The 15,965-nt window shown below is 52.6% G+C and carries 15 protein-coding genes; 7 read left to right on the forward strand and 8 right to left on the reverse strand.

Translation table 11 applies throughout. The features are described from left to right. The coding region (locus tag G9Q73_RS08970; RefSeq protein WP_177419480.1) for a methyl-accepting chemotaxis protein at positions 1-1,368 on the forward strand (1,368 nt) is incomplete at its 5' end. Positions 1,369-1,467: 99 nt separating this feature from the next. On the opposite strand, the gene G9Q73_RS08975 is transcribed toward G9Q73_RS08970, so the two are convergent. Together G9Q73_RS08975 and G9Q73_RS08980 are read right to left on the reverse strand one after the other, a co-directional pair. Next, positions 1,468-3,672, reverse strand: coding sequence for an EAL domain-containing protein (locus G9Q73_RS08975; RefSeq protein ID WP_177419481.1), 2,205 nt, complete (start codon positions 3,670-3,672; stop codon positions 1,468-1,470). A 176-nt stretch (positions 3,673-3,848) separates the two neighbouring features. Next, positions 3,849-4,469 carry a pirin family protein gene (locus G9Q73_RS08980; RefSeq protein WP_246345150.1) on the reverse strand — a complete coding sequence of 207 codons (621 nt, stop codon included), beginning with the start codon at positions 4,467-4,469 and terminating at the stop codon, positions 3,849-3,851. Between the two features lie 200 nt (positions 4,470-4,669). Here G9Q73_RS08980 and G9Q73_RS08985 point away from each other — a divergent pair, with 200 nt between their 5' ends. Together G9Q73_RS08985 and G9Q73_RS08990 are read left to right on the forward strand one after the other, a co-directional pair. Next, positions 4,670-5,005 (forward strand): winged helix-turn-helix transcriptional regulator, encoded by a 336-nt coding sequence (locus G9Q73_RS08985; protein WP_177419483.1) that lies wholly within the window; start codon positions 4,670-4,672, stop codon positions 5,003-5,005. 56 nt (positions 5,006-5,061) lie between these two features. Further along, a complete protein-coding gene (locus G9Q73_RS08990) occupies positions 5,062-5,454 on the forward strand; it encodes a VOC family protein (RefSeq protein WP_177419484.1) in 393 nt (130 codons plus the stop codon). A 149-nt stretch (positions 5,455-5,603) separates the two neighbouring features. On the opposite strand, the gene chrA is transcribed toward G9Q73_RS08990, so the two are convergent. From chrA to G9Q73_RS09005, 3 genes are all read right to left on the reverse strand, one after another. Then, on the reverse strand, positions 5,604-6,953 hold the full coding sequence (gene chrA, locus G9Q73_RS08995) for a chromate efflux transporter (RefSeq protein WP_177419485.1): 1,350 nt from the start codon (positions 6,951-6,953) through the stop codon (positions 5,604-5,606). A gap of 293 nt (positions 6,954-7,246) precedes the next feature. Continuing rightward, positions 7,247-8,230: an N-acetylmuramidase domain-containing protein gene (locus G9Q73_RS09000; protein WP_177419486.1), complete on the reverse strand. Its 984-nt coding sequence runs from the start codon at positions 8,228-8,230 to the stop codon at positions 7,247-7,249. A gap of 136 nt (positions 8,231-8,366) precedes the next feature. Continuing rightward, positions 8,367-8,708, reverse strand: coding sequence for a hypothetical protein (locus G9Q73_RS09005; RefSeq protein WP_246345153.1), 342 nt, complete (start codon positions 8,706-8,708; stop codon positions 8,367-8,369). A gap of 165 nt (positions 8,709-8,873) precedes the next feature. Between G9Q73_RS09005 and G9Q73_RS09010 the strand changes: the two genes are divergently transcribed. Together G9Q73_RS09010 and G9Q73_RS09015 are read left to right on the forward strand one after the other, a co-directional pair. Further along, on the forward strand, positions 8,874-10,619 hold the full coding sequence (locus tag G9Q73_RS09010; RefSeq protein WP_177419487.1) for a mechanosensitive ion channel family protein: 1,746 nt from the start codon (positions 8,874-8,876) through the stop codon (positions 10,617-10,619). A 55-nt stretch (positions 10,620-10,674) separates the two neighbouring features. Beyond that, positions 10,675-11,379 carry an SIMPL domain-containing protein gene (locus G9Q73_RS09015; RefSeq protein WP_177419488.1) on the forward strand — a complete coding sequence of 235 codons (705 nt, stop codon included), beginning with the start codon at positions 10,675-10,677 and terminating at the stop codon, positions 11,377-11,379. A gap of 230 nt (positions 11,380-11,609) precedes the next feature. Here G9Q73_RS09015 and pyk read toward each other — a convergent pair whose 3' ends face one another. The 3 genes from pyk to G9Q73_RS09030 all read right to left on the reverse strand — a co-directional run bounded on the left by pyk (position 11,610) and on the right by G9Q73_RS09030 (position 14,248). Next, on the reverse strand, positions 11,610-13,052 hold the full coding sequence (pyk, locus tag G9Q73_RS09020) for a pyruvate kinase (RefSeq protein ID WP_177419489.1): 1,443 nt from the start codon (positions 13,050-13,052) through the stop codon (positions 11,610-11,612). Positions 13,053-13,294: 242 nt separating this feature from the next. Beyond that, the gene (locus G9Q73_RS09025) at positions 13,295-13,957 is read right to left on the reverse strand and encodes a cytochrome b/b6 domain-containing protein (RefSeq protein WP_177419490.1); all 663 of its coding nucleotides are present in this window, start codon (positions 13,955-13,957) and stop codon (positions 13,295-13,297) included. Between the two features lie 48 nt (positions 13,958-14,005). Then, positions 14,006-14,248, reverse strand: coding sequence for an FmdB family zinc ribbon protein (locus tag G9Q73_RS09030; protein WP_177419491.1), 243 nt, complete (start codon positions 14,246-14,248; stop codon positions 14,006-14,008). A 103-nt stretch (positions 14,249-14,351) separates the two neighbouring features. Between G9Q73_RS09030 and G9Q73_RS09035 the strand changes: the two genes are divergently transcribed. Both G9Q73_RS09035 and G9Q73_RS09040 read left to right on the forward strand, forming a co-directional pair. After that, on the forward strand, positions 14,352-14,909 hold the full coding sequence (locus G9Q73_RS09035; protein WP_177419492.1) for a TrmH family RNA methyltransferase: 558 nt from the start codon (positions 14,352-14,354) through the stop codon (positions 14,907-14,909). A gap of 175 nt (positions 14,910-15,084) precedes the next feature. Further along, on the forward strand, positions 15,085-15,711 hold the full coding sequence (locus tag G9Q73_RS09040) for a Rieske 2Fe-2S domain-containing protein (RefSeq protein ID WP_177419493.1): 627 nt from the start codon (positions 15,085-15,087) through the stop codon (positions 15,709-15,711). The last annotated feature ends 254 nt before the right edge of the window (positions 15,712-15,965 follow it).

Raw genomic sequence — 15,965 nt, forward strand, 5'->3', positions numbered from 1 at the left:
CGATTCATGGTGGAGTCTCCACACAGTTATCCTGCGCTGCTGGAAAATGTTGGGGTTGCGAAAGGGATTGCCGATGCAATCAGCGCCAAGGGCACCAACGCAGGGATACAGCAGATTGATACTCCCGCAACCTCGGCTTCGAGCCGGGGTGAGCGTGGCGTGGGTATCTTTGACGGCTATCATGGAAAGCCGGTGCTCTCAGCCTATGCGCCATTGAACGTTGCCGGACTCGACTGGTCAATCATCAGCGAAATAGAGACTGATGAAGCATTTTCATCGGCCGCGACCCTGAGCCGGGATATTATTAACTACGCTATTGCCATTCTGGCAATTGCTTTAGCTGGCTCCATTTTGGTCGGATGGGTATTCGCCTGCAGAGGGACAATCTCAATTCGAAGGCTGAACGCTACCATCAATGATATTGAGAAAAATGCCACTCTGGTTGAACGCTGTGACGATACAGGCAACGATGAGATCAGTCAGATGGCCGAGTCGGTCAATCGTATGCTCTCCCGCTTTCAGGACAGCGTCAGACAGGTATCGGACGCCACCAACCAGATGAGTGGATCATCCAGGGAACTGCAGGCGGTGACCAGTGAATCCCAGTCAATCAATCTTGAGCAACAGTGTCAGATTGAGCAGATAGCGACCGCCATTACCGAAATGGCGGCCACTGTCCGGGAAGTGGCATCGAACGCAGCAGCCACTGCAACGGCTGCCGCTGAGGCAGACACAGCCTCGAACGAAGGCAGAAAGATTATTGAGCAGGCGCTGAGCACCATCGATGGTGTGGCGAGCCAAGTGGACGGTGCTGCATTCGTCATCCAAAAACTGGAAGTCGACAGTCAGAGCATCGGCAATATTCTGAAGGTGATTCAGGGGATTGCGGAACAGACCAATCTGTTGGCGCTAAATGCCGCCATTGAAGCGGCAAGGGCGGGAGAGCAAGGGCGTGGGTTTGCCGTTGTGGCAGATGAGGTGCGCGCATTGGCGGGCCGCACCCAAAGCTCCATTCACGAAATAGAGGAGACAATCGAAGACCTTCAAAAGCACTCAAGCCAGGCTGTCGAGGCGATGAAAACCAGCCAGCAAGGTGTTAAAGCGACGGTGGAGCAGGCAAAGGAGGCTGGGGTATCTCTCGGATCCATTACACAATCGGTGGATACCATCACCGATATGGCAACTCAGATTGCCACCGCGACGCATCAACAGAGTGCGGTTGCTGAAGAGATCAGTCGCAATGCTGAAGGTATTACCGGAACGGCACAGAAGAGCCTGAAGAGTTCAGGGCAGGTGGCCGCCGCCAGTGATGGTCTGAATCATCTCTCTGTTCAACTGAAAGAGCTGGTTGCCCAGTTTAAGATCTAACGAAACAAGCGTGAAACATAGACGTAGGTTTGGTTAGGCTCTCTTTTTGGCCGTAACCCAACAATATGCGCCATTATTGTTATAGCTCTTGGTCGATACTCAGTCGGATTTTGTTATCTCTTCAGGCCTTCCGAATATATAGCCCTGCCCATAGTCGATACCGAGTTTAATCAGCAGATCCAGCACGCCATCCGTCTCCACATATTCGGCAATGGTTTTTGCTCCGGTTGTACGTGCGACATCCTGAATGGCGGTAACGATGACATAATCCAGTTTGTTGCCCTCAATTTCCCGGATAAATGAGCCGTCTATCTTCAGGTAGTCGACATGCAGTCTCTTTAAATATTCGAATGATGCGGTGCCGGTGCCGAAGTCATCAAGGGCGACGGAGCATCCCATCTCTCTGAGTTGACTGAAGAAGTGGGCTGCCTGCTTGAGATCACTCAAGGCTACGGTCTCGGTGATCTCAAAGCAGATCTTCTTTGCGTCGACATGGGTGTTTTTTAGTTGTTCAAGGATATATTCAGGAAAAGCCATGTCGTTGATCGACTGTCCCGAAAGATTGATGGCGCATAATGTTTCTGGCTGCCTGAGCATTGGGTCATTTTCAATAAGATGCAGTGCTTTGGATACGACCCAACGGTCAATATCAGGCATCAGATTGAAAGCTTCGGCATATGGCATAAAGATGCCTGGTTCGACCAGAGATCCATCGTCACCTATCAGGCGTAACAGTATTTCAACGTGCTGCATGGTGCTGTTATTCTTGACTGCAGCCTGTTTATCATTGAGCGAAACGATGGGCTGATATAGAAGCCTGAATTGATCATCGGCAAGTGCCTGCTGGAGTTTGCCCATCCATTTGGCCCGAATCTCACGATCCTTGAGTACGCCGTCATCCATTGGGTCTATGCTGATCAGGCCACGCTTACCCTTTGACAGCCTGTTGACATGGGCGCTTGCCAGTTCGAGCAGATGGTGTGGTGAGTCAAAATGGCTGGTGACAGGCAACAGGCAGGCCTTGGGTATTATGCTGAACTGCTTATTCTCCCATTCAAACCGGTAGGGTTCGGGATTGTTTAACCATGTATGCGCACTTCTCGGCAGAGCGCCTTTTTCCTTTGATATAAAGGCAAATTCTCCTGCACCTATACGAAATATTTCGCAACTCTGTGACAATATTTTGTTCAAATGTAAGCCGAAACGTTTGATCAGCATATTGCGACCGGAGACGCCATAGTGGCGACGCATCTCCTCGTATTGATCGATCTCCAGATACCCCAACTCGGGTTTGATGCCGGCGCCACCCTTCATCAAAGATTCCAACCGATCTTTCAGTGCTCTGGTATTTAGCAGACCACTCAACGGATCATGAGTGGCGGCGTATCTAAGGCGGCTTGTCTCCAATCGTCGTTCCAAGGTGATGACAGCAACACTGTAAGTCAATAGAGAGATGGTAATAATAAAGGTCAAGAGTGCGATGTACTCCTGTTCAGTGACAGGTATGGGCGTGCCGCCAAAGCCAAATGCATAGAAACTGAATATACCGAAACAGGTAAGAAAAACCGCAATGCTGGAGAAGATGACTCCCAGTCGATAGGCGCTCCAGGCCAGTAGAGGAAAGAGGATGAACAGTTGATCAGAAATTCCGGCATAGAGATGAGTCTCTCCCCAGAGAAACGTCGAAAGAATATTCAGGCCGAAAAGAGAGAGCCATAAGATTTTTTCGCGGCCGTTCTTTGGATAGACGGCATAGTCACCCTGGTAGAGCATGCTGAAATTTCGGCCGGCAAGAAAAATAACCGGGGTCAGCAGCAACGCGCCAAAGGCTTCTCCCTGCCAGTAGAGGAAGAGAAAAATTCTGATGTCCTGATCCGGATCAACAAGTCCGGCAGGAATCACCATCGGCAGATCCAGTAGTGTATGAATCAGAGGAGCCAGTACAACACCGAAGCCGAAGAAGGTAAGTAGTGACTTGAGTGGCGCCTTCATGAGTACTTCAGGGATGAAGAGTTTCAGTCCCCAGAGGGCGAAATAGACGGAAAAGACCCAGGTTGTCGTCGTCCAGAGTGCAACCCAGAGCTCCAGGTTGTGGAGTGTTGTGTAATAGGTGAACAGGCCGACAAAGGCGCCTATCAATGCCTTGTTGCCATACCGCCACGCAATTCCAAGACCAACACCGGCCGGCAGAAAGAACATGGACTCTTCCCGACCGGAAAAATGGAAGGGTTGGGAGAGTGCTGTAGCCAGAAACAGTGTAACCGAGACTGATGCCTGGAAGAAAAGTGATTTGATGAGTGGCATGGCCAGCCGATTATAGAGCGAATCGGTATGGGGTGCCTGCTCTCTTGTAAAATTCTATCCACAGAGAGGAGTAATGACATTATTGTGGAGGGCGTTTACGATTGCACATGGTCAGTAGAGTGTCCCAGTGTTCTCTGGGAAAAAGGTATTGGGTGTCAGTTCTGAACTGTTACATATTAATCGAGCGGTGCTGCCAGACGAATAATAATCAGGTAGGCGGTCTCCTCTGCGGTGAACTGAAGATCACTGCCTTTTAACAGACATCCCTCTTCTACGGGCTGCCCGTTGGCAGTGCCTTTTCCGGTTGCCATATAGACCATGTAGTCATGTTTTATCTGATGATCCTGCCCGGGATTTAACCTCGCCGTCTCTACAATTGTTCCGCTCGTGAAATGTGCGTCTGGTTCATGCCCGCCGTAAATGCGTGATATGTTTCCAGCTTCAGTGGAATAGACTCTGTAATCTGCCGCCTCGCCTGCTTTTTCCGGCAGTACAAAAAGCTGGATCATTCTGTTTTTCTGCCCGTCCGGATTAATCTCGTTGTGGGTAAATCCTTCTCCACCAGCGCGTTGCACCTGGACTTCAAAGGCTGATAGCGATTGACCCTGTCCCAGAGAACCTTCATGACGGATTCTTCCCTCAATCATGAAAGACAATACATCAATCTCGCGATGAGGATGCAGTCCGGTTTCACCATGAGGCTGGAATTGGGCATCGGCAAGATAGACAAAATTTCCCAATCCAGAAAAAGCCTTGCTGCCAGTCTGTTCGCCGAAGGCCTTGGGATCAACAACCAACTGATGTTCCCGCAGTCCGGCAAAACCGCCGAGTGGCAGATGATTTCGATGAAGTATTTCCATTTTGTTACTCATTCGCTGTGCGCGGTATTTGAAAGTTATCTCTATGTACTGAGAGTAGTGCTATAGTCCGAATATTGTAAGAACGCACATTTTTAATACATAGTATCGTTTTGTATACTATATGGGTCTGAAAAAGTATGACAAAAAAGGCGGAACAGCTGGAGAATCACTACAACTGCCCGGTTGAGGCGACGATTGACGTAATTGGTGGAAAATGGAAGATTATTATCATTCACCATCTTCTCAGCGGAACCAAACGCTTTGGTGAACTGCGGCGTTTGATACCCCAGGTCACTCAGAGAATGCTGACTTCTCAGTTGCGGGAACTCGAAAAGGATTGCGTCGTGCACAGGGAGGTCTATCCCCAGGTTCCTCCCAAAGTGGAGTATTCCCTTACTGAGTTGGGAGGAACCCTGGAACCCGTACTGTGGGTCATGCACGACTGGGGAAAAAGCTTCATGGATCAAAGCTGAGCCCGAAAAAATGGGGGGTTTTAGCTAAACCAGACACAATGTTCGGGAAAGACAATATGACAGATGCTAAACAGATTTCACCCACAATATGTGTAGATGATCCGACTGCCTGTCGCGATTTCTATGTGCAGTACTTCAATGCAAAAGTGGTCTTTGACGCAGGATGGTATATCAACGTCAGAATCGGAAAGGGTGAACTGTGCTTCATGAAGCCACAGAGACCGGACCAGCCGCTGTTTTCCGGCGAGGGTCTCATGTACAACCTTGAAGTTGAGGATGTAGATAGCGAACATCAACGATTAACGGGACTTGGCCTTGCTGCTGTTATGCCACTTGAAGATCATCCCTGGGGAGACAGAGGATTCAGCATTGTTGATCCCAATGGCATTGCGCTATACGTCTACACTCCCAGGGAGCCAGCGCCTGAGTTCAAGCAGTATTACAAGTAGGCTGAACCTACCTGGTGTCGATCCGGGAGTCCATATCTAACTACAAATACCATGAAGAGCACTAAGGTAAGAGATTTTTTAGCAATAATGCTTCTTAGTGTGCTTCGTGCTCTTCGTGGTGAAAAATAGTGTATTCGGACGGGCATTAACTACAGCAACAAAGAGTAACCCAATCCCAATACAGCGCATGCGCCAATAACCTGAACAATACCCATCTTATACTTAAACAGGGCCACGAACGCAGCTGCGCCTATCAAGGCTGAAAACCATTCAAATGTCGCCTCAAAACCTTGAGGCCAAAGTACATGGTAGGCAAAAAAAGCAGCCAGATTGAGCACGACACCCACCACGGCAGCGGTAATGCCAGTCAGTGGTGCGGTGAACTTGACATCATCTCTGGTTGCCTCGACCGCTGGTCCGCCAAGCAGGATGAAAAGAAAGGAGGGTAGAAAAGTGAAGAGTGTGGCAATGCCGGCGCCGGCAGCACCTGCCAAAGGAAGCATTTCAGGTCCAAAAAGTTCTTTGGTCCAGCCGCCGACAAAACCAACAAATGCGACAACCATGATGAGTGGCCCAGGGGTGGTTTCACCCAGCGCGAGACCATCGATCATCTGGGTTCCACTTAACCATGCATATTGCTCGACACCTCCCTGATAGACATAGGGCAATACTGCATAGGCGCCGCCAAAGGTGACCAGCGCGGCTTTGGTAAAGAACCAGCCCATTTGCGTGAGAGTGCCATCCCAGCCATATGTCATGGCAAGTATGGCCATTACTGCACCCCCAATGAAAATCCCGACCAAGGTGAATGTGATGAACCGGCTCCACTTAAATCGTGCATGCTCTGGAGCAGGGGTGTCATCATCGATAAGCGCGGGGCCGTAGGAATCCCTGGATTCTCCGTGATGTCCGCCCGCTTTGAATTTGTCCGGTGCAAGATGTGAACCGACATAACCGATGATACCCGCCATCAGCACGATATAGGGAAAAGGCACATCAAAGGCAAAGATTGCGATGAACGCCAGTACTGCCATGGCGCGAAGCACATTGTTCTTCAAGGCTCTGGAACCGATGCGGCAGGCCGCAAAAACAACGATTGCCGTCACCGCAGGTTTAATGCCATACAAAACCCCTTCCACTGCCGGCACATCACCGAAAGCCAGATAGATCCATGTCAGACCAATGAGGATGAACAATGACGGCAGGACAAACAGCACACCGGCAGCAATGCCTCCCCATACACCGTGCATCAACCAGCCGATATAGGTCGCCAATTGTTGCGCCTCCGGGCCAGGCAGCACCATGGTGTAATTCAGCGCATGCAAAAATCGATGTTCGGAAAGCCATCTGCGCTTCTCTACCAGCTCCTGATGCATCATGCTGATTTGGCCTGCCGGACCGCCAAAGCTGATAAAGCCCAGCTTGAGCCAATAGATCAAGGCTTCAATAAATGATACGGGTTGCGGTTTTTCTGTGACTTCGGGTGAAGTTGTTGGCACTTGTTGAATACTCTTGTGTTGGGTCTGGAGATGACCTGTAGGATGCTGGCAAGCTTACCAGCATCCTACAATTCCGATAGACCTACATAGATTGTGCTAAATAGTGTCCATCCGGAAACCCACATCTAACCACAAAGAACACGAAGAGCATGAAGGTAAAAGATTGATTAACCATGAATTTTCTTCGTGTTCTTCGTGTTCTTCGTGGTGAAAACAGTGTTTCTGGACGGGCACTAAATAGTGTCCGTCTTTTTTTGAGCGCACAAGCGTAGCAGAAACCTGTTCCGTTTGATTTACATCAGCATCCTGAACTCACGAAACCAGCGTGCAAGTGATTCGTGGTAGTGGTGTGCCGCATACTTCGGACCATTGTAGTAACGCGCTACTTTGCGGAAATCGTTTTCTGTTGGGTTGGTCTTCCTTACCACCTCTCCTTTTGATCGAAGAAATCGTGCCACGAATTCCACTTGGCGAATCGCCGGAGCGGTAAAGAGTTCGGTTGCATTTTGCGCCCCCACACGCTTGTAGTTGGCGCCCATGACCTGACCCAATCCCATGCTCATGGACTGCATACGAAGCTCTTCCAGTCCTGTATCTGGGTGTTGCCGGTTAAGACGTGACAGATAGTGCTGCTCAAATCTTGGGCGGATGATGCCGGCCGTCTCCTGACGGATGATTGAGAGAATCCATTCCGGTCTGACCAATGTCCCGGTCTCATCTGCAAGTGCCTCGGAGACCGATGCTGCCATTGCGCCGTAACGCTCAAGTATCTTGCGGCAATTGAGATATGCGCGTTTATGCAGGGCGTTGAGATGGAAGATAGCGTCATCGAAGTTACCGGTCATCACCTGTGCGGCATCGGCCCGCGCAATCGCTGTTTTGAGCATTTTTTCCAGGGTGCTGGATGTTAACCTTGCGTCGGGGATTGCACTGATCAATGTCCTGGCGGTATTCCATTTGCAGGGATAGCAGAGGGTGTCACGGCTGATGGTGCGGGTGAGACGGTTTTCCACCTGAAACTGCGCTACCGCCCGGTTGGTGCCGCGCCCGAAATCCCCATCGATAGCGAAGGCGCCGTTGGATGATGTGGAGTAGCCAAGGAAAATCAACAATCTCTGCACGGCTTTGATGCCCGCCTCCCCTGCTGACTTGCGTGTCAGCGTGGCGTCTCCGGAGAGGAAACGCGCCAGATCGGCGCGCCAGATGGCGTCGTCGTTGTCCGGGTGGGTGATAATCCGTTTTACGCGCTTGTCGTTGATGAGGTCGTTGAGTGACATGTTTCCTCCTTGGCGTGTCAACAGTGTGGGTGTTCAGATGGTGATTGCAGGGTTTCCTGAAAGAGTATAGCTGCTACAGCCACCAGCAACATGCTGGGTTGTAGGCATGGTCAAGCGTAGCGGATCAGGCAAAAGCCTATTGTTGCAGCTGCACCTCATCAGTGGATGCGACTGGCGCACACTGCCAGCCCCAGCCTTCAAGTTTTTGCCTGAACCTGGCAGCCTTCTGCTCGCAGTAGCCGGTTTCGTTGTCGGCACTCCAGAGTATCTGCATCGAGTCGGGTTGCTCAGCCTCTTTGAAATAGCGCACCTCGCAGGGTGGAAGGCCGGTCTCCTGTTGATAGTGAATTTCAACACGCCGCTCAAGTCCGTTGAGCTCGCACAGATAGATCTGATCTGCGGCCGTTGACTGGGTTGAAAATGTGGTGATAAAAATTGCGGCTGCCATTGGCAGATACTGGCTGAAACACTTCTGCATTGTATGTTCTCCGAAAGTCCGGAAGGAGTTCCTATGTGGTCTGTCGAATAAGCCTCTATAATCGGGCGATTGCAAAGTTAATCGGCGGAACTGTGAGTCGGTCTGCGCCTATGGCGTGATCCGGTTCCGTTCGCCTCTTTCTTGTCGAAACATAATTTGTCTGCCATGAAACCACATACTTTCTCTCTGATTAGATATCTCTGCATTCTGCCGTTGCTCGGCTTGTTGCTGCCGCTACAGGGGTTAGCCGAGGAGGTGGAAGCGCCTCTCTCCGAGGTCGTGGAACTTGCACCGGACAGCCTGCGTTCACCGCGGGCGGTGATGGCGACCTTTCTGAGTGCCATGAATGACATTAAGCGGGGGGAGTCTGAGCGGATCAACGATGCGCTGGAGACGCTGGATCTCACCTCGGTCAATGCCCTGGTGCGCACAGAGCGCGGTGCGGATCTGGCCTGGCTGCTGCTGGAGACCATGGATCGTACCCGGCTGGTCGATCTGCAACGGATACCCGACAGGCATGAAGGGGAGCCATGGATCTTCCAGCGTTATGCCAAAGGGGCGCTACGCATCTCGCGCTATCCTGATGGCCGTTGGCTGTTCGACAGTGCGACGATAGCCCGTCTGCCGGCAATCTGGGAGGAGGTGTCGACTCGCAGCAAGGTGGAAGGGTTGTCGGAGGATGACTCGGTGTTGCCCTGGCACCTGCGAATCCAAAATGCCATACCAGCGTGGCTGAAAAAAACCATTTTTCTGTTGGAGAACTGGCGTTGGATGGGTATCTTTTTTATCGTTCTGTTTGGCGTGGTGGCGGACAAGCTGATCACCCTGTTATTGCGCCGTTTGGTGGTCCTCAGGCTGCAAGAAACCCGCCGACTGGCTTTCCGTGATATTCCCGAGAATATGCTACGACCTCTGGGATTGTTGGCCATGGCGGCGATCTGGTGGGTCGGTATTACACTGCTGGGTCTGCCTGAGTCGACGATGCTGGTGCTGCTGGTGGCGGTCAAGTTTCTTGCGGCCCTCTCGGGTGTCTGGGTTGCCTATCGACTGGTGGATCTGGTGGGTGGATGGCTCGCCGAGCGGGCGATGCTGACCGAGACCCGCCTGGATGATGCGCTGGTGCCGCTGATTCCGCGAACCCTGAAGATATTCGTCACCGTAATCGGTGTGATCTTTATCGCTGACAATCTGAATATCAATGTTTCGGGGTTGCTGGCAGGCCTTGGTCTTGGTGGTTTGGCCTTTGCATTGGCGGCCAAGGATATGGTGCAGAATCTCTTTGGTTCGATCACCATACTGCTTGATCGTACCTTCTCGGTGGGGGACTGGATCGTCGTTGACGGTAAGGAGGGCGCGGTCGAGCGCATCGGATTTCGCAGTACCCGCATCCGTACCTTCTACAACTCGGTGCTTACGGTGCCCAACTCCCTGTTCATCACCGCGAAGGTGGACAATATGGGGGAACGACGCTACCGCCGTCTCTCCACCAAGCTGGGACTGGCCTATGAAACACCACCGGAGAAGATCGAATCCTTTTGCGAAGGGGTGCGTGAACTGGTGCGCCAACACCCCTATATGCGCAAGGATTACTACCATGTCTACTTCAACGGTTATGCCGACAGTGCGCTGGAGATATTGGTTTATGTCTTCTGGGAGACCCCGGACTGGAGTACCGAGTTGCGTGAGCGGCATCGCTTTTTGCTGGACATTTTGCGACTGGCCCAAGGGCTGGGAGTGGAGTTTGCCTATCCGACGCAGACCCTCTACATGAAGCAGGATGGAGAATCCGATGGGGGAACCGGACCCACGACTTCCCAGAAGCAGGCTTTAGATGAAGGCAGGGAAATAGCACGCAATATCGTTTCAGAGACCACTGGCCTGGGAGAACGGCCACCACCGGTGAAGTTCTGACTAAACTGTTCAATAACAGGTTATTGCCGAAGCAGATTAAATTAAGGAGCAAGTCATGAGGAAACAGAATATCCAACAGTTTTTGGCCAGTCTTTTGCTGGTGATATCGATCTCTCCGGCCTGGGCAGACGATAAGGATCCCACCTACGACCGGGTAACGCTCTCCGTGAGCGCAGAGACGAAAGTGGGCAATGATACGCTGGTGGCGGTGCTCTACTCCCAGAAGGAGGGGAGTAGTACCACGAAGCTCGCGCGCGAGGTGAATCAGAATATCAGCTGGGCCTTGGATAAGGCAAAGCAGATCGCCGATATCAAGGTCCAGACCCTGGACTACCGAACTGATCCGGTCTATCGCAAACAGGTTCTTCAGGGATGGCGGGTGAAGCAGTCGCTGCGGCTGGAGAGCAGGAATAGCACTGTGCTCAGCGATCTGATTGGTGCGTTGCAGAAACGGCTGGCGGTTGAGTCGATCAGCTACCAGGTCTCGCCAGAGAAGCGCAAGTTATCTCAGGATGAACTGATTCAGCAGGCGCTGGCTGATTTCCGCGCTAGGGCCGATATGGTTGCCAAAGCTTGGGAACGCCCCGGCTACCGGCTGGTGCAGATCAGTATCAATACCTCGGATCACACACCAAGACCCAAGATGATGCGCATGGCTGCGATGGAGATGTCTGCGGACGCCATGCCGGCGCCTGCGATCGAGGCGGGTAGTCAGACAGTGCGCGTGAGCGTCAACGGCGTGATTGAACTGACGCCCTGAACGGCCACCATGCCGGAACGCCCGATCCGCTACGCTTGATCGGGCCTACTTAGTGTCCATCTGGAAACCCACATCTAACCACAAAGGACACGAAGAGCACGAAGGTAATAGATTGATTAACCATCAATTTTCTTCGTGTTCTTCGTGCGCTTCGTGGTGAAAACAGTGTTTCCGGACGGGCACTACTTAGGCCGGTTCAAGTGCAGCGGAACCGGTAACTCCAACGGAAATTACTCCAACGTGAGAACCCGGATCGAGTCGGTGCCGCCTTTCATCTGACCTGAACCGGCGGTGGCGATGATGAGGTCGCCAGCCCCCACATAGCCCAGCTCACGGGCGCGTTCCAGACCGTAGTCGAGTTTTGCCTGGTCGTTGATCTCTCCCTCGAAACAGATGGGGAAGACGCCCCAGTTGAGAGAGAGGCGGCGGGCAACGATACGGGAACTGGTGATCGCCAGAATCGGGCAGTCGGGACGGCGCCGGGAGACCATGCGCGAGGTAAAACCGGTTTCGGTGAGGCTGAAAATGGCGCGGGCATTCAGCTCTTTCGCCATGGTGGCGGAGGCAAGGCTGACTGCCTCCGTGACGATGTTTGAACGGTTGCCCGCCACCCGCTGCAGATATCCGTACTCTTTCAGGTAGGACTCGGCACGCAGGGCGATCTCTGCCATTGTGCGCACTGCCAGCACTGGATATTTTCCGGCAGCAGTCTCGCCGGAGAGCATGATTGCAGAGGTGCCGTCCAGAATGGCGTTGGCGACGTCAGAGGCCTCGGCGCGGGTCGGTTTGGGGTTGCGCTGCATCGATGCGAGCATCTCGGTGGCGGTGATCACCGGTTTGCCCTGACCGACGGTCATGTGGATGATCTTCTTCTGGGTGCCGGGGACATCCGCCAGCGGCAGTTCCACACCCAGGTCGCCACGGGCCACCATCACGCCGTCAGCGGCAGCGACTATGCCCTCCAGGTTCTTGACCCCGGCACGATTCTCGATCTTGGCGATGATGGGGATCTTGACTCCATGGTCTGCCAAAACCTCCCGCAGCAGGGTGACGTCTTCCTCATGTTGCACAAAAGAGGCGGCGATATAGTCGACCTCATTCTCGGCGGCGAAGGTCATCTCCCGGATCACGTCGTCCCGATTCTCAGGGCTGACGGCCCGCAGGGAGAGTTCGGTCTCCGGCAGATTGACGCTCTTCGAATCGCCCAGCCGTCCTCCGAGAACCACCCGGCAGTGGATCTCATCTTCGCCGATCTGCTCCGCAGTGAGTTCGATGTTGCCATCGTCGAGCAGGATCGGCGTACCCGCTCCGATCTCCTTGGGCAGCTTTTTGTAGGTGATCGAAACCCCCTCCTGGTTGCCGAGCCGACCATCGGTGAAGAGTGTGAAACAATCCCCTACCGTCAGATCGACCCAGTCCTCTTTAATACGGCCAGTGCGGATCTCGATACCCCGGGTATCGATCATGGTCGCCACATTGATGCACAGCTTCTCAGCGGTCTGACGGATGCGTTTAAGTCGCTCCCTGTGCTCGTTGTAAGTGCCGTGGGAGAGGTTGAGACGGGCGACGCTCATGCCAGCCCGCATCATTGCTTCGAGGGTTTCGAGAGAATCACAGGCAGGGCCTATGGTTGCAATGATCTTGGTTTTACGCAGGGGATGATGGATTTCCATGATGGTGGGGAACCGGTTGAGTGCTGTCTTGTCACCGGTTGATGTGATCCATCTTGGGGCGCACCCTAAGACCGGCCGGGGCGAATAGATTCAGCAGGGTAAGTGGAGAATTGAATCGGCCTATTATCCTCCGCCTCAATGCCGAGCGCCAGCATTAGATTCAATCCTCAACCAACCGTGAACACGATGATTGCTGTGACTCTGTAGGTAGGAGCGGCGCCCCGCCGCGATAGAGCGCGCAGTTATTTGTTGAGCGTTTTCAGCAACTCATCCACCGTGATCGTCTGAGTGTCAACGGCACCGGCCTGATTGGGCTGCTCTATCGGAAAGGTGCGATGGCCACTGATCATGCCGGAGATATCCGATCCGCTGCTGTTCGCATCGTGACTGAAGACCGCCAGTATGTGCAGTGGCACAAAGGTGGTGACAAAGAGATAGCTGATATGGTGCAGATCGTGAAGGCTGATGTTGGCAAAGAAGGCTATCTCCTTCTGCAGCATCAGTCCGCTGGCGACAGAGAGGGTTAGAAACAGAAACAACAACAGATAGAGTGGACCCCAGAGTGGATTGTGGGCAAACCACTTGGGTAAAGGAGCGCGTCCGAGGGTGAGATAGAAGCGGAGGACTTCTGCGGCCTGCCTCAACCGATGTGCATTGGGTTCACAGTCTGTGATGTGATCGGTGCCGCGACCGAAGAAGAGCAGGTAGAACCTGAGCAGCAGGGCGGGGATCAGCAGGGCGCTGCAGAGAAAATGCAGATCCCGGGCATCCGTCTCCAGCGACGGGGAGGCACTGCTGAGCCAGCCACTGAAAAGCAGGCCAGTGACGGCAAGGGTAATCGTCCAGTGGGAGAGTCTCAGCCAGCGGCTCCAGACCCGCACCCGGGTAACCTGGGATGTTTCCACTAGTGCTCTACCAACGTGAACCCGTAGTTATCATAATTGATAGAGCACTTAAAATCCGCAGCTGCCGCCAGGGCAACAACTGCCAGACGCGCAAGGGGGTTCACTGCCGCTGTTGCTGATGATGGCGCCGCCGGTGATCAGCCTTTTGATCGTTGCATTGACGGGTGTATCGCCGGTTTCGATGCCTGCCTTGTTGCAGAGTTCTTCCCATGTTGCGATATCCTCACTCATTTTGTGGGTAACTTCGATGGTGCGGTTGTTCGCTGAACAGAAATAATCATAAGTGGGCATAGGTTTGCTCCTGAGTGGCGTTTCTATTGTTACAAAATTTCTATCTGTTTTCAGTTGATTGTTCCCCGTATCATGGGCCTTTATCGAGATTTTAACCATTGCCATGTTACGCCAGAGAAGATCCCAACGGGAACGAAGAGAGTCGCGGGATCTTGCGCTGCTCCGTTACAAGAAACAGCGCAACCGAAACCTGTTGGCCAAGCCCGGTGTACACGATTTCATCATTGTGCTGGATGGCATGAAAGCGGGTTTCAATGTGGCGAAGATCTTTCGCAGTGCGGAGGCCTTTGGTGCACATGAGGTCCACCTGGTCGATATCGGTCCTTTTGATCCATCGCCCGCCAAAGGTTCGTTCAAAAAGGTACCTGCCCGCTTTTTTGAGAAATTTGAAGCGTCCTACAATGACCTGACAACACGCGGATACCGGATTTTGACCCTGGATGCCGCTTGTGGGGAGTCATTGGTCGATACTGTCCTGCCGGGAAAATGCGCCTTCGTATTGGGGCATGAGGAGTGGGGACACAGTTTCGAGGTCTCCGATTACCCGGAGATCGGTTGCCTGTCGATTCCGCAATTCGGGCAGGTGGAGAGTCTCAATGTGGCGGTGGCCGCCTCTGTCGTGATGTTCGAGTATGTGCGTCAGCACGGGGCCGCAAAATGATTTTAATTTAGTGTCTGTCCGGAAACTTAAAATCAACCACGAAGCGCACGAAGGGCACGAAGGTAATAAATTGATAAACAAGTCACTTTCTTAGTGTACTTCGTGCGCTTCGTGGTTAAAACAGTGTTTCCGGATGGATACAGGTTTAAACGGATTCTTTAGGAGTAGTGAGCTTATGAGTAATGCACTTAACTATCTGTTGGCTGCCCGCCCCGAGGCGATGACGGCCTATTTCACCTTCCTGAAAAAGTCAGGTGATCATCTGGATACCAAGACCCGGGATCTCATTTCTGTGATCACCAAGGTTGCGGTACAGACAGAGGGTGGTTTTCGGCAATATCTGACCCGTGCCTTACGCAATGGCGCAACACCCAATGAGGTGATCGATGCGCTGCTGATGGCGTTTCCTGTGCTTGGGCTGGCGAAGATCGTATGGGCCACCGATATTCTATTGGAGATGGATATTCCTGATTTTCGCCCGGAGGCTTTGTTGGCAGAGGCCCAGTGGCACGATATTGCGGATCTCGATGAGGTAAAGCTGGAGGATACGACCTGGTTGGAAGTGGAGGGGCGCCACCTGTTTATCTACCGGGATGAGGCGGACATACGGGTCTATGACAGCCGCTGTCCGCATCAGGTTACCGATATTCCACACCTCTCGCTAGAGGGTACCAAGCTGACTTGTCCAAAACACCAGTGGGCCTTCGATGTGGTGAGTGGAGAGTGTGTCGAAAAGGGCAAGCATCCCCTGCGTCGTTTTGAGCACAAAGTGGAAGCGGGCCGTCTTTTGGCTTTCTGGTAAGCTGAGGCTGATGACTTCAGATGTCGTCCTGCGACTCGGATAACTCTTCCAGGCCGAGAGATAGAATGATGCCGCAAATAATGGCTAACAGTATCCAGGTCATGGCTGACTCCCTCCGAGGAGTTTTGATTATAGATTTTTATTCCTACAGGATAAGAAATATATTAAATACTGATTCTTTGGCTATGAGATAGATCAATTTGTCTGCAATTCAGGGTGAATGGGTGCTGATAACAAGCCTACTGGGGCGGTGT

Origin of the sequence: endosymbiont of Lamellibrachia barhami, from assembly GCF_011947365.2 — a bacterium.
GTDB lineage: Bacteria > Pseudomonadota > Gammaproteobacteria > Chromatiales > Chromatiaceae > QGON01.